Source organism: Billgrantia kenyensis, assembly GCF_013697085.1.
GTDB lineage: Bacteria > Pseudomonadota > Gammaproteobacteria > Pseudomonadales > Halomonadaceae > Halomonas > Halomonas kenyensis.
In genome coordinates this window covers 30,454-43,493 of the sequence record NZ_JACEFT010000016.1, presented here as the reverse complement: position 1 = coordinate 43,493, position 13,040 = coordinate 30,454, and the positions used below count along the sequence as shown (strand labels likewise).

General features: G+C 65.8%; 14 protein-coding genes and 1 pseudogene. 8 read left to right on the top strand and 7 right to left on the bottom strand.

The window, feature by feature from the left end:
• Window positions 1–158 precede the first annotated feature (158 nt).
• A complete protein-coding gene (locus tag H1D44_RS12900) occupies window positions 159–2,333 on the top strand; it encodes a malate synthase G (RefSeq protein ID WP_181515267.1) in 2,175 nt (724 codons plus the stop codon).
• 122 nt (window positions 2,334–2,455) lie between these two features.
• The gene (locus H1D44_RS12895; protein ID WP_181515266.1) at window positions 2,456–2,869 is read left to right on the top strand and encodes a PaaI family thioesterase; all 414 of its coding nucleotides are present in this window, start codon (window positions 2,456–2,458) and stop codon (window positions 2,867–2,869) included.
• On the opposite strand, the gene H1D44_RS12890 is transcribed toward H1D44_RS12895, so the two are convergent.
• Window positions 2,845–3,246, bottom strand: a complete 402-nt coding sequence (locus H1D44_RS12890) for a DUF423 domain-containing protein (protein ID WP_181515265.1) — start codon at window positions 3,244–3,246, stop codon at window positions 2,845–2,847. The two genes, H1D44_RS12895 and H1D44_RS12890, sit on opposite strands and share 25 nt — an antisense overlap.
• 104 nt (window positions 3,247–3,350) lie before the next feature.
• Between H1D44_RS12890 and thiS the strand changes: the two genes are divergently transcribed.
• The 3 genes from thiS to trmB are packed head-to-tail and all read left to right on the top strand — an operon-like array spanning window position 3,351 to window position 5,170.
• A complete protein-coding gene (thiS, locus tag H1D44_RS12885) occupies window positions 3,351–3,551 on the top strand; it encodes a sulfur carrier protein ThiS (protein ID WP_181515264.1) in 201 nt (66 codons plus the stop codon).
• 59 nt (window positions 3,552–3,610) lie between these two features.
• On the top strand, window positions 3,611–4,405 hold the full coding sequence (locus H1D44_RS12880) for a thiazole synthase (RefSeq protein WP_181515263.1): 795 nt from the start codon (window positions 3,611–3,613) through the stop codon (window positions 4,403–4,405).
• A 24-nt stretch (window positions 4,406–4,429) separates the two neighbouring features.
• Window positions 4,430–5,170, top strand: coding sequence for a tRNA (guanosine(46)-N7)-methyltransferase TrmB (gene trmB, locus H1D44_RS21015; protein ID WP_238984468.1), 741 nt, complete (start codon window positions 4,430–4,432; stop codon window positions 5,168–5,170).
• Between the two features lie 10 nt (window positions 5,171–5,180).
• Here trmB and H1D44_RS12875 read toward each other — a convergent pair.
• A pseudogene (locus tag H1D44_RS12875) lies at window positions 5,181–6,035 on the bottom strand (DMT family transporter); the annotation flags it as partial.
• 91 nt (window positions 6,036–6,126) lie between these two features.
• On the opposite strand from H1D44_RS12875, the gene H1D44_RS12870 reads away from it, so the two are divergent.
• A complete protein-coding gene (locus H1D44_RS12870; RefSeq protein WP_181515261.1) occupies window positions 6,127–7,035 on the top strand; it encodes a LysR substrate-binding domain-containing protein in 909 nt (302 codons plus the stop codon).
• Window positions 7,036–7,236: 201 nt separating this feature from the next.
• Here the strand turns inward: H1D44_RS12870 and H1D44_RS12865 are convergent, their stop codons facing one another.
• Entirely contained in the window at window positions 7,237–8,154 is a 918-nt protein-coding gene (locus tag H1D44_RS12865; RefSeq protein WP_181515260.1) for an AEC family transporter, read from the bottom strand.
• Between the two features lie 133 nt (window positions 8,155–8,287).
• Between H1D44_RS12865 and H1D44_RS12860 the strand changes: the two genes are divergently transcribed.
• Both H1D44_RS12860 and H1D44_RS12855 read left to right on the top strand, forming a co-directional pair.
• A complete protein-coding gene (locus H1D44_RS12860; RefSeq protein WP_181515259.1) occupies window positions 8,288–8,800 on the top strand; it encodes a hypothetical protein in 513 nt (170 codons plus the stop codon).
• Window positions 8,797–9,390, top strand: a complete 594-nt coding sequence (locus H1D44_RS12855) for an SCO family protein (RefSeq protein ID WP_181515258.1) — start codon at window positions 8,797–8,799, stop codon at window positions 9,388–9,390. Before H1D44_RS12860 ends, H1D44_RS12855 begins: the two co-directional genes overlap by 4 nt.
• 33 nt (window positions 9,391–9,423) lie before the next feature.
• Here H1D44_RS12855 and H1D44_RS12850 read toward each other — a convergent pair whose 3' ends face one another.
• The 4 genes from H1D44_RS12850 to H1D44_RS12835 all read right to left on the bottom strand — a co-directional run bounded on the left by H1D44_RS12850 (window position 9,424) and on the right by H1D44_RS12835 (window position 13,024).
• Window positions 9,424–10,458 (bottom strand): alpha/beta hydrolase family protein, encoded by a 1,035-nt coding sequence (locus H1D44_RS12850; protein ID WP_181515257.1) that lies wholly within the window; start codon window positions 10,456–10,458, stop codon window positions 9,424–9,426.
• A gap of 10 nt (window positions 10,459–10,468) precedes the next feature.
• Window positions 10,469–11,152 (bottom strand): BamJ family beta-barrel-assembly machinery protein, encoded by a 684-nt coding sequence (locus H1D44_RS12845; RefSeq protein ID WP_181515256.1) that lies wholly within the window; start codon window positions 11,150–11,152, stop codon window positions 10,469–10,471.
• 113 nt (window positions 11,153–11,265) lie between these two features.
• On the bottom strand, window positions 11,266–11,709 hold the full coding sequence (locus H1D44_RS12840) for a universal stress protein (protein WP_181515255.1): 444 nt from the start codon (window positions 11,707–11,709) through the stop codon (window positions 11,266–11,268).
• Between the two features lie 31 nt (window positions 11,710–11,740).
• The gene (locus tag H1D44_RS12835) at window positions 11,741–13,024 is read right to left on the bottom strand and encodes a TRAP transporter large permease (RefSeq protein WP_181515254.1); all 1,284 of its coding nucleotides are present in this window, start codon (window positions 13,022–13,024) and stop codon (window positions 11,741–11,743) included.
• Between the last annotated feature and the right edge of the window lie 16 nt (window positions 13,025–13,040).

Here is a 13,040-nt window from a genome sequence, read left to right as displayed (position 1 = left end):
ATCGAATCTTAACCCTATGTCTAGTAGGGTAGCCCGTTCTTCGGGTTTACATATGGAACAGTTTTCCACAAAATTGGCGCCTCGCAGTGGTATCACCCCACGTATTGCGGCTGGCCGAGATTCATGCCATCGGCCGCCATGCAGGAGGAGACTTTTCCATGTCCGAACGCGTCACTCGCCATCGCCTCCAGGTGGCCGCTGAACTGGACCGCTTTATCAATGATCGAGCCCTGCCCGGCACCGGTATCGATGCCGAAAGCTTCTGGGCCGGTGTCGACGCCCTCTTTCATGATCTGACACCGAAGAACCGTGAATTGCTCGCAGAGCGTGAGCGCCTGCAGGAGCAACTGGACACCTGGCACCGTGAAAACCCAGGCCCGGTGCGGGACATGAGCGTCTATCGCGCCTTCCTCGAGGAGATCGGTTACCTCACGGAGGCACCCTTCCAGGTCACGGTTTCCACCGCCAATGTCGACCGCGAGGTGGCCATCCAGGCTGGCCCGCAGCTGGTGGTTCCGGTGAGCAATGCCCGCTACGCCCTGAACGCCGCCAACGCGCGCTGGGGTAGCCTCTACGATGCGCTCTATGGCACCGATGCCATCTCCGAGGAAGACGGCGCCGAGAAGGGCACCAGCTACAATCCCAAGCGCGGCGAGAAGGTCATCGCCTATGCACGCGGCGTGCTCGACCTGGCCGCGCCGCTGGCCACCGGCTCCCATCGCGATGCCGTCAAGTACGCGCTGCGCGACGGCCAACTGGTCGTGACCCTCGAAGGTGGCAGTGAGACCGGCCTCGAGGAGCCGGGCAAGCTGCTCGGTTTCCAGGGCGATGCCGCCAGCCCCGAGGCAATCCTGCTGGTCAACAACGATCTTCACCTGGAAATCCAGATCGATCCGAGCCACCCGATCGGCAAGACCGATCCGGCCGGCGTCAAGGATCTGCTGGTCGAGGCCGCGCTGACCGCCATCATGGACTGCGAGGACTCCGTGGCCGCGGTCGACGCCGAGGACAAGGTAGGCGTCTACGCCAACTGGCTGGGCCTGATGAAGGGCGATCTCGAAGAGGCCATCGAGAAGGGCGGCAAGACCTTCACTCGTCGCCTTCACGCCGACCGTAGCTACACCACGCCGAATGGCGGCAGCCTGACCCTGGCAGGTCGCTCGCTGATGTTCGTGCGCAACGTCGGTCACCTGATGACCACCCCGGCGGTGCTCGACGCCGACGGCAACGAGCTGCCTGAGGGTATCCTCGATGGCGTCGTGACCAGCCTGCTGGCCATGCACGACCTCAAGAAGGGCGAGAACGACCCGCGCAATTCGCGCCAGGGCTCGGTCTACATCGTCAAGCCGAAGATGCATGGTCCGAGGGAAGTCGCCTTCTCCAACGAGCTGTTCGGTCGTATCGAGGACCTGCTCGGCCTGGCTCGCGACACCCTCAAGATGGGCATCATGGACGAGGAGCGCCGCACCTCCGTCAACCTCAAGGCGTGTATTGCCGAGGCCGCCTCGCGTGTGGTGTTCATCAACACCGGCTTCCTCGACCGTACCGGCGACGAGATGCACACCGCCATGGAAGCAGGGCCGATGATCCGTAAGGGCGACATGAAGAATTCCGCCTGGATCACCGCCTACGAGCGCAACAACGTCCAGGTCGGCCTGGCCTGCGGCCTGCGTGGCAAGGCGCAGATCGGCAAGGGCATGTGGGCCATGCCGGACCTGATGGCGGCCATGCTCGAGCAGAAGATCGGCCACCCCAAGGCGGGCGCCAACACCGCCTGGGTGCCGTCCCCCACCGCCGCCACCCTGCACGCGCTGCACTACCATCAGGTCGATGTCGGCGCACTCCAGCGCGAGCTGGAGGCCCAGGGCGAGCCTGACTTCCTCGACGACCTGCTCACCGTGCCAGTGGCCGAGAAGGCCGAGTGGTCCGACAGCGAGCTGCAGCAGGAGCTCGACAACAACTGCCAGGGCATCCTCGGTTACGTGGTGCGCTGGGTCGAGCATGGCGTGGGCTGCTCCAAGGTGCCCGACATCCACGACGTCGGCCTGATGGAGGATCGTGCCACGCTGCGCATCTCCAGCCAGCACATTGCCAACTGGTTGCACCACGGCGTGGTCGATGCCGAGCGCGTGAAGAAGACCTTGGAGCGCATGGCCAAGGTGGTCGACGAGCAGAATGCCGGCGACCCGACCTATACTGCCATGAGCGCTGACTTCGAGGCTTCGACCGCGTTCAAGGCGGCCAGCGACCTGATCTTCAAGGGCCGCGAGCAGCCGTCCGGCTATACCGAGCCGCTGCTGCACCATTGGCGTGCCGTGCACAAGGCGCGCTGATGCTCTGAGCCGCCAGGACGGAGTCAGGCCACTGCGCCCCGGGTACCCGCCCGGGGCGCTTTGCGTTATGTTGATCGGTGCCTGCCTTCGGCCGACCCAACACGATTCACAAGGAAGCTGCGATGACAGTGATGACCGCCGCCGCCATCGAGGATTTTCTCGACGAGATTTTCCCCCAGCGTATCGGGACCATCGAGGCGGTCGACGACATGCGCGCGACCATGAGCCTGGCCATCGAGGACGAGCACCTGCGGCCCGGCGCCAGCGTCTCCGGCCCCACCCTGATGGGGCTGGCCGACGTCTGCCTCTACGTGGCGATTCTCGGCCAGATCGGCCCCGAGCCCATGGCGGTGACCAGCGATCTGCACTGCCGCTTCCTGCGCCGCCCGCGGGGCGATCGCGACATCATCGCCACGGCGCGACTGCTCAAGCTGGGGCGTCGCCTGGCCGTGGGCGAGGTGCAGCTCTTCTCTGCCGGCGACGAGCGCCCGGTGGCGCTGGTTACGGCGACCTACGTGCTTCCCGACTCGGACTGATCGGGGCGAGCCCATAGCGCACATGCGGCAAGGGCCAGCCAGCCGCCGATCATCAACACGCCGCCGAACGGCGTGATCCAACCCAGGCCGCCAAGGCCGGTCAGCGCCATGGCGTAGAGAGAGCCGGAGAACAACGCGATTCCCGCTGTCCAAAGGGCCAGCACGAGGGATTGGCCGCGATGGGGGCGTGAGGCGCGCCAGGCCAGTACGCCGAGCATCGCCAGGGTGTGCCAGGCCTGATAGCGCACGCCGGTCTCGAAGGCGGCGAGCATTCGCTCCGTCAACTGGCCCTGCAGGGCATGGGCGGCGAAGGCGCCGGCCATGACCGTCAGGGCGCCCGACAGCGCCGTCAGGCTCCACCATCCGCGATCGCGCATCTCGAACCTCCTTGGGGGACTGGGATTGCCGCCTACCGTACCGCGAGGGCCGCGAAGGGGCTACAATATGGGCCCGCGACACTCGTCAACGTGAAGAGGACGCCATGCAGATCCAGCTCAACGGTGAGGCTCGAGACCTTGCCCCCGACCTCACAGTGGCGCAGTTGATCGACAGCCTGGGCCTGACTGGGCGCCGCATCGCCGTCGAGCGCAACGAGGAGATCGTGCCCAGGAGCGAGCACCCCACCACGCACCTGGTCGACGGCGATCGCGTCGAGATCGTCCACGCCATCGGCGGCGGCTAGTGCACGACGCTGCCCATCGAATCCCGAACCAGACTCCGCTACAGACACAGGCCCATGCGATGACAGACTTCTTCCAGGACCAGCCGCTGCGGATTGCCGGCTACCGTTTCTCTTCCCGCCTGCTGGTCGGTACCGGCAAGTACAAGGACTTCGACGAGACTGCCGAGGCCATCGCCGCCTCCGGCGCCGAGGTCGTCACCTTCGCCGTACGCCGCACCAATCTCGGCCAGGAGGAGGGCCCCAATCTGCTCGACGTGGTGCCACCGGAGCGCTTCACCCTGCTGCCCAACACCGCCGGCTGCTATACCGCCAAGGATGCCGTGCGTACCTGCAAGCTCGCCCGCGAGCTGCTCGACGGCCACAAGCTGGTCAAGCTCGAGGTGCTGGGCGACGACTCGACCCTCTACCCCAACGTGGTCGAGACCCTCAAGGCGGCCGAGGAACTGATCAAGGACGGCTTCGACGTGATGGTCTATACCAGCGACGACCCCATCGTTGCCCAGGAGCTCGAGCGGATGGGCTGCTGCGCCATCATGCCGCTGGGCTCGCTGATCGGCTCCGGTCACGGCATTCAGAACCCGCACAATGTCCGCCTGATCATCGAGCAGTCCCGCGTGCCGGTGCTGGTGGACGCCGGCATCGGCACCGCCTCCGATGCCGCCATGGCCATGGAACTGGGCTGCGATGGCGTGCTGATGAACTCCGCCATTGCCCATGCCCGCCAGCCGGTGCTGATGGCCAGCGCCATGAAGAAAGCCGTCGAAGCCGGGCGCGAGGCATTCCTCGCCGGGCGCATGCCGCGCCGCCAGAGCGCCGATCCCTCCTCACCCTTTGCCGGCCGCATCAACGGCTGAACTGACCGGAGCAGCTGCGACTTCATGAGTGACCCGCAACGCGATACCGCCACCACCGGCCCGGAAGGGCCGGACGCCCCGCTGCATCGCCGCGGGATCAAGAGCTACGTGCTGCGTGCCGGCCGCATGACCCAAGCCCAGACCCGTGGCCTGGAAGAGGTCTGGCCGCGGCTGGGCCTGACCCTGGCCGATGGCCGCCAGGACCTCGACGTCCTGTTCGGCCGCCGGGCGCCGCGCGTGGTGGAGATCGGCTTCGGCATGGGGGCCTCGCTGGTCGAGCAGGCCGAGCGCCATCCCGATACCGACTTCATCGGCATCGAGGTACATGCCCCGGGCGTGGGCAAGCTGCTCGACGAGGCCGACAAGCGCGGCCTCGGCAATATCCGTGTTTACCGCGAGGATGCCTTGGCGGTGCTCGAGCAGTGCCTGCCGGAGGCGAGTATAGATACCTTGCAGCTGTTCTTCCCCGATCCCTGGCCGAAGAAGAAGCACCACAAGCGGCGTATCGTCCAGCCAGCCTTCATCGAGCTGATCCGCACTCGTCTGAAACCGGGCGGCAAGCTGCACATGGCCACTGACTGGCAGGCCTATGCCGAGTGGATGGCCGAGGTGATGGAAGTCGCACCAGGTTACGTCAATACGGCGACGCCGGAGACGGCGCCTTATGTGCCGCGTCCGGACTTTCGTCCGTTGACCAAGTTCGAGGCGCGTGGCGCGCGCCTGGGTCACGGCGTGTGGGATCTGATCTTCGCGCGCTGCGAATAGCCAGGCTGGCGCCTGCTCCAGCGAGCGCCAGGCCCGCGAGTCCCGCCGGGCCGAGGCGCTCGCCGAACATGGCGGCAGCCCATAACAGGGTCACCCCCGGGGTGAGGTGTACCAGCGCCGCGGTCTGAGTGACGCCGAGCCGACGCAGGCTGGCGACGAAGAAGCCGTAGCCCCCCAGGCTCGACAGCACCACCAACCAGCCCATCGCCATCAGCACCGCAGGCTCGACGCCGGGTGGCCTCAGCTGGCCGCCCCCTGCCACCAGTGCGGCCAGCAGGAAGATACCGCCGGCCGCGAGAAGCTGAGCCAGCAGCGCGGCCGGCAGTGGAAGGGCCGGCTTGCCGCGAACCGCCAGCAGGCTGCCCAGCGTCACCGAGACGACTGACAGCAGCGGCAGCAGATAGGCCCAGCCGGATGCGCTCAGGGTGCGCTGCATGTCATCGCCCACGCACAGCGCCACGCCCAGGGTGGCCAGCCCCATCCCCAGCCAGCCATGTACGCTGAGCCGCTCCCCCAGCCAGCGCCCGGCCAAGGCTGCAGCCAACAGCGGCTGCAGGGCGGCGATCAGCGCCGTGACGCCGACGCTGACACCCAGGTCGATGGCCAGGATCACCCCCAGCAGGTAGCCGCCCATGGTCAGGCTGCCGACAAGCATTTCGCGCCCCATTTCGCGAGCCTTGGGCAGTGCGCCAAGCGCCAGTCGGCACCACAGCGCCACCACCAGGGCGGCAAGCAGGAAGCGCCACGCGAACAGGCTAAGCACCGGCGTGTCGAGTTCGCTGGCGAGCCGACCGCCGACGAACCCCGAGCTCCAGCCCACCACGAAGCCGGTGGCGATCAGCAGTGAGAGGACCTGGGCTGGCATGGCGTGCTCCTTGATACCGAATAGCGGTGGCTTGAGCTTGACGCGCATCCAGGCTTCAATGAAGCGATATATATTTCATGCAGGGTTCAATATGGCTGAAGTCTCCTCGGCAACTCTGGACCTGGAGCTGCTGCGCAGCTTTCAGGCCGCGGCCCGGCTCGGTTCGCTGGCGGCGGCCGCCGAGCAGCGTCATCGCACCGTCAGCGCCATCAGCATGCAGATCAAGCGCCTGGAGTCGCTGCTCGACGCCCGCCTGCTGGAACGTGGACCGCGCGGCGTGGTGCTCACCGCCACGGGGGAAGCCCTGCTGCAGGAGGCGCGTGAGCTGCTGCGCATGCATGACGGCATCCTCGCCCGCTATGCCGGACGCGGCCTGCGCGGCAAGGTGCGCTTCGGCCTGCCTGAGGATTACGCCCGCGAGCTGCTCGGCGACGTGCTGCCCGAGTTCACCTCGCGTCATCCCGAAGTACTGCTGCAGGCGGTCACCGCCACCAGCGGCGAGCTGGTCCGCCAGCTGGGGCGCTCGCGGCTGGACCTGGCGGTGGTGCTCGATCGTCCCATCGCGCTGCCCGGCGGCGAGCCGCTGTGGCGCACCTCTCCGGTATGGGCCGCGCCGCGGGCCGCCAACCTGACCGAGCGCGAGAGCCTGCCGCTGGCGCTGCACGAGGTCGACTGCCCCTACCGGGCGCTGGCCACCGAGGCTTTGGAGCGGCTCCGCAGGCCCTGGCATGCGGTATTCACCAGCACCAGCATCCATGCCATCGAGCGCGCGGTGGAGACGGGCCTGGCTCTCAGCGTGCTCGACCGCGAGCGACTGACGCCGGCCATGCGCGAGCTGGGCGAGGCCGAAGGCTTGCCCGCGCTTGGCCGCTGCGAGGCGCGGCTGCATTTCGCCCGCGCTATCGAGCCTGCCTCGCGACCCGCCGCCCAGGCCCTGGCCGATCTGCTGCGTGAGCGCCTGCGGGGACGCGGCCCCTGGCGCGGCGCAGCGGCGGGATGATTGGGCGGCAATGAGGTTTTTCTGAACAAAAAAAGCGCCTCCAGGGGAGGCGCAGGCAAGACCGTGACTAGCAATGAGGGGGAGAAACCATAGCGGGAAACTGGCGGTTCCCCTAATGGCCGTGGTGCCTCATCAACACCACGCCTTTAATGTAATTCGTTCTCATTACCCCTGTCAATACAAATGCGAATCTTTTTTATTTTAGCTTCCGGCGAGATGCAGCCATAGCGGTAGCGTGGCCATGGCCAACAGCGTCTGGCCGGTGATCAGCGCTGCCATCAGCTCGGCATCGCCACCCAGCTGACGGGCCAGGATATAGGCGGAAGTCGCCGTCGGCAGGGCGGCGAACAGCAGCGCAACGTCGCGGCTAACGGCATCCAGCCCCAGCAGCAGCGCAACGCCGAATACCAGGGCAGGCAGCAGGAGCAGCTTGACCAGGTTGGCCGTCCACACGCCACGATCCAGGCGCAGCAGCGCCTGCGGCCGCAGCGCGACCCCCACGGCTACCAGTCCCAGCGGCAGGGCAGCCCGTCCCAGCAGCTCCACCGCAGTGCCGCTCCAGCCCGGCAGGCCGATGCCGGAGAGATTGAGGGCGATCCCCGCCAAGCAGGCCAGGATCAGCGGATTGCGCACCAGGGCCATGAGGCTCTTGCCCAGGCTGGAGCTGCCCAGCGTGCCGGTGGCGATGAAGCTGGCTACGCACAGCACGTTGACCACCGGCACCATCAGCGCCACGGCGACCGCCGCCACCGTGGCACCGGCAGAGCCGTGCAGCGCCGCGGCACCAGCGACCCCTACGTAAGTGTTGAAGCGCAGTGCACCCTGGAACACCGAGGTGAAGGCCGCCGCCTCCAGGCCCAGCTTGCGATGGAAGGCCCACAGTAGCCCGCTGAAAACCAGCAGGCTCCCCAACAGCACCAGCGCCAGGCGGAATACGGGCACCTCGCCGACGTTGGCAGTGGCCAGCGTCGATACCAGCATGGCGGGGAAGAGCAGAAAATAGATGACCTTCTCGAGCTGTGCCCAGAACTCGCCGCTTGGCTGGCGCAGCCGCCCCAGGGCAGCCCCCAGCAGGATCAGCAGGAAGAGCGGGCCTAGCGCATCTGCGACACCATCCATCGAAAATTCCTTGTTCGGTTCAGTCGTGGCGGAGCAACGTTAACCCTGCGACAACGGTACACGCCTGGCCAGCAGGCAAATGCTGTTAAGCTTACCTTCTACCGACGCTCAGTGAAGTGCTGCTTTCGCCGCCATGCCGTCAACCCCCCTGCCTGAAACCGGTGAGTCCCGTTTCCCGGGACTTCGCCTGATGATGCTGGCTACGCTGGTCACCCTCAGCGTGGCCCTGTGGTACCTGTTGTCTCACGTGGTGCGTGGTGGGGCGGATGTCGACTGGCATCAAGCCTCGTTGCCCTGCGAGCTTCACCAGGCGGCCTGTCAGGCCGACCTGGGGGATGGGCGTACCCTGACCTTCAGCATTGATGCCACCGGGGATATCCGGGCGCTGGAGCTTCTCCCGCTCGAGGTTCACCTGGAGGGGGTCGAGGCAGAATCGGTCAGGATCGACTTCGTGGGTCGTGACATGGACATGGGCTTGCATCGCTTTCCCCTTGAGCGGCAGGATAAAGGACGTTTCGAGGGGGTGGGCCAAGTGCCGATCTGTACCGAGGCGGTCATGTCCTGGCAGGCGCGGGTGGTGGTCGAGACCCCGCAAGGCAGGCTGGGCAGCCAGTTCGATTTCACGGTGGAGCGGAGTTTTCCATGAAGCGGCAACGCATATGGGTGGCGCTGGGAGCATTGATCGTGGTGGTTGGCCTGGGAGGGCTCTTCGGTTACCAGCAGCTGCAGCCGGCTGACGACGGCTCTCCGCGGGGCGGTCCCGTGGAGCTTCCCTCGACCCAGGGCGACTTCTCCTTGACCCAGCTCGACGACGATCAGATCGCCGTGCTGTTCTTCGGCTTCACCTACTGCCCTGACGTCTGCCCCATGAGCATGGCGGTCATGCGCCAGGTAATGCAGGGGCTGGATGAGGAGCAGCAAAGGCGCGTGGTCCCGGTGATGGTCTCGGTCGACCCCGAGCGCGACACGATCGAGCGATTGACCGAATATGTCGGCTATTTCGGTGAAGATTTCATCGGCGCCACCGGTAGCCAGGCACAGCTCGAGGAGCTGGCCGACCGCTACGGTGTGGTCTGGCGTCGGGTGGAAACCCCCGAGTCGGCAATGGAATACACCATCGACCACAGCTCATCGCTCTATCTGGTCGACCGAGACGGCACGATACTCCAACGGGTACTCTACTCGCCGGCGCCGCATGCGCTGCGTTCGGCGCTGGAGAACGAGCTAGGCGGATGAGGGCAGCACGCCGGGCCGTGGCCCGGCGTGAGGCTACTCCTCGATGGGCTGCTCCAGCCACTCGATCATGGCTATCAGCGCCCGCACTTGCACACCTTCTCGGGTGTCGTGCAGCGGATCGAGCTGCCAGGTGCTTTCGGCAAACCCCCACCAGTCCCAGCAGCCCTGCGGGTTGGCCAGGCTGGTGGTGGCCTGAGGATATAGCACGACACGCTGGTTGGCTTCGGCCCACGCATTGAGCCCGCTGTAGCGCGAGAAGGTATCCTCGATGTGCTCCTCCGTCATGCCGCAGCCATGCAGGGCGACCGTGAGGTTGCACCCTCCCGTCTTGCAGCTTTCCGGAATCAGCACGTAGCCAGCCTTGCCCATGCCGCGGGTGGCGAACGGGGTCTGGTCGAAGCGCAGCAGCTCAGCGGATGACGACTCGCCCGGCGGCTCCAGCTCGCCATGCAGCCAAGTCAACGCCTCGCCGGCAACATCCATGTCGCAGGCGAGCAGGTGGGTCCCGCCCCCGCTTCGGCACTGCGCCAGCTGGCTCGGTGGTACCTGTCCGTCAGACTGGATGGGCCAGCCGTGACCGACGTCAGGCGAGCGCACTACCTTGAGCTGTTCATCGGGGCTGGCCAGCCAGCCACTCAACTGCTCGGCGAGTGCCACGCCGAGAGCCGGAGCCACCACCCTGTCCTCTTCACCATGCCAGACGTAGGCGCGCAGCCCGGCCAGTGCATCGGCTTCCCCGACCAGCTCTTGGGCCTGGTATTCGCGCAGGCGCAGGTCCAGGCTGGCCAGGTCCGGAGGCCCACGGCGCGTGGCCATGCATTGGCCAAGAGCCTGGCCCAACCCACCCTGAGCACAGCTCCAGGGGCCGGCAGCAAGTACCGCCAGGCCGTGGAACCTCTCAGGCCAGGCGACGGCCAGCTGGGTAGCCATATAGCCGCCCGATGAGACGCCGATGACGCTGGTACTGCCTGGCTCGATGCCAAGCTGCGGTAGCTCAGGAAGGCGCTCGTCGGCATGGGCGCCGAGCGCCAGCAGCAGTCCGGCGGCCAACGCAACCGAGCGTTTCATGTGATGGGGATCACTCCATGACATCAAGCAGCTCGACGCGGAAGATCAGCGTCTCGTTGGGGCCGATGGGTCCTTGACCCTGGGCACCGTAGCCGAGCTCGGGGGGGATGTAGAGCATCCAGGTATCGCCGACGCTCATCATCTGCAGCGCCTCCTGCCAGCCTTCGATGACCTGGTCCACGCGGAAGCTCAGCGGCTGGCCGCGCTCCAGGGAGCTGTCGAACACCGTGCCGTCGACCAAAGTGCCTTCGTAGTGCACTTCCACGTGGTGGCTCGGCCCCGGGCTTTCGCCGTCGCCGCTCTCCAGTACCTCGTACTGCAGGCCCGAGTCGGTCGTGGTGACTTCCTCGCGTTCGGCGTTCTCGGCCAGGAAGGCTTGGCCCTCGGAAAGATTGAGTTCGGCCAGTTGCTCGGCCTCGGCCTGACGGGTCGCAAGCGCATCCTGCTGGAACTGGCTCAGGGTCTCGGCCATATCGTCGGCGCTCATGGCCGGGTCATTGCCTTCGATGATATCGCGGATGGCATCGGCGAAGGCGTCGACGTCGAGGTCGGGGTACTCCTGGGCGATACTCTGACCGTAGGCGATACCCAGGCTATAGCTGAGGCGCTCGTCCTGTGTTTCCGGTGCGGCCAGGGCGAGAGGCGCCGCCGCCAGTAACGCAGCCAAGGAAGCGGAAGTCAGCACAGTCTTCATGCAGAGTCCTATTGTTTGTACATGGGAGCCAAGTCGGCGTGACAATAATCATCGGACTCTATCAGGGTGAGGCCGGTTCCGCACTTGCCTTGCTTTACCGGCCCCGGGCGGACTCACACCACCAGGGTAGGGCAGTGCGCCGATCCTGCTACGCGCTGCGCCACGCTGCCCAGCAACAGGCTCTTCTCGCCGTTGGTGCCCTGGGCTCCGATCACGATCAGGTCGCACTCGCGCTTGCGTGCAAAGCGCACGATGGTACGCGAGGGGCGCCCCCCCTTGACGAAGGCTCGTAGCTTGTCGGCATTGGCGCCCAGCTCCACCGCCTCGCCCTTGGCGTGCACGGCGATTTCGGTGGCGTACTCCTTGAGCGCGTTGTCGGGAATATCGAGCTGCTCGGGGCGCACCATCGAGAGCGACGCCTCGAGCAGGCTGTGGTGCTTGAAGACACACAGGATATACAGTTCGGCGCCGGTCAGAAGATGCAGGCCGACGGCCTTCTCCAATGCCTTCAAGGCGCCCTTGGAGCCGTCCACCGGTACCAGTATGCGGTTGAACATCTCATCGTCTCCTCAGTATCGGGGCGGGTCCTTAGCGGAAGGCCAGGTCACGCAGGAACAGGGCGATCTGCGGGAACATGATGATCAGCGCCGCCGACAGGATCAGCATGAAGACAAAGGGTGGCGTACCGCGAATGACCTCCCAGTAGGGTCGCTTGAAGATCGCAATGGCGGTGAAGATGTCGCAGCCGAAGGGTGGCGTCGCCGAGCCTATCGCCACCTGCAGCGTGATCAACACTCCGACCAGCACCGGGTCGAGGCCCGAGGCGGCAATGGCCGGGGCGAAGATCGGCGTCAGCACCAGGATGACCACGATGGGGTCGACGAACATGCAGGCAATGAAGAAGGCCACGCAGATGGCGATGAGCACGCCGACCGGCCCGGCTTCGTTGATGCCGAATGCCTCGAGCAGGGTCTGCGGGATCTGGGCGAAGGAGATGATCCAGGAGAAGCCGTTGCCTACAGCGACCAGGATGAACACCACCGCGGTGATCAGCCCGGTGGACTTGGCGATGGCGTACATGTCCGGCAGCTTGAGCGAGCGGAAGATGACGAATTCGAGCAGTACGGCATAGAGTACGCAGGCTGCCGCCGCCTCGGTGGGGCTGAAGATACCGCCATAGATGCCGCCCACGATCAGCACCGGGAAGCCCAGCGGCCAGAGGGCTTTCTGGACTGCGGTCAGGCGCTCGCGCCAGGTCGACTTGGGTTCGGTAGGCACGTCCTTGATAACGGCGTAAGCCACGCAGTAAGCCGAGAACATCAGCAGGATCAGCAGTCCCGGCCCGATGCCGGCGATGAACAGCTCGCCGATGGAAGTGCCCGAGATGACCCCGTAGATGATCATGCCGATGCTCGGCGGGATCAGAAAGGCGATGTCACTCGAGTTGATGATCAGCGCAAGGGTAAAGGGATCCTTGTAGCCGGCCTTGAGCATGCGCGGGCGCAGTGGTGAACCCACCGCCACCACGGTGGCCTGGGTCGAACCGGACACGGCGCCGAACAGGGTGCAGGAGGTGGCGGTACTGACGGCAAGACCGCCCTTGATGTGACCGACGAAGCTCATGACCATGTCGATCAGGCGGTGGGCAGACTGGCCGCGGGTCATGATGTCGGCAGCCAGGATGAACATCGGCACGGCAATCAGCGCCGTGGGGCGTATGCCGCCCATCATCTGCTGGATGAGGGTTTCCATCTGGCCCATGCCGCCGAAGGTCATGTAGAAACCGACGAAGGCGGCTGTGGCCAGGGGAATCATCATCGGAAATCCCAGCAGCAGCAGCACGATCATTATCGAGAGAATGATAGCTGTCATGGTTATTGTTCCTTGT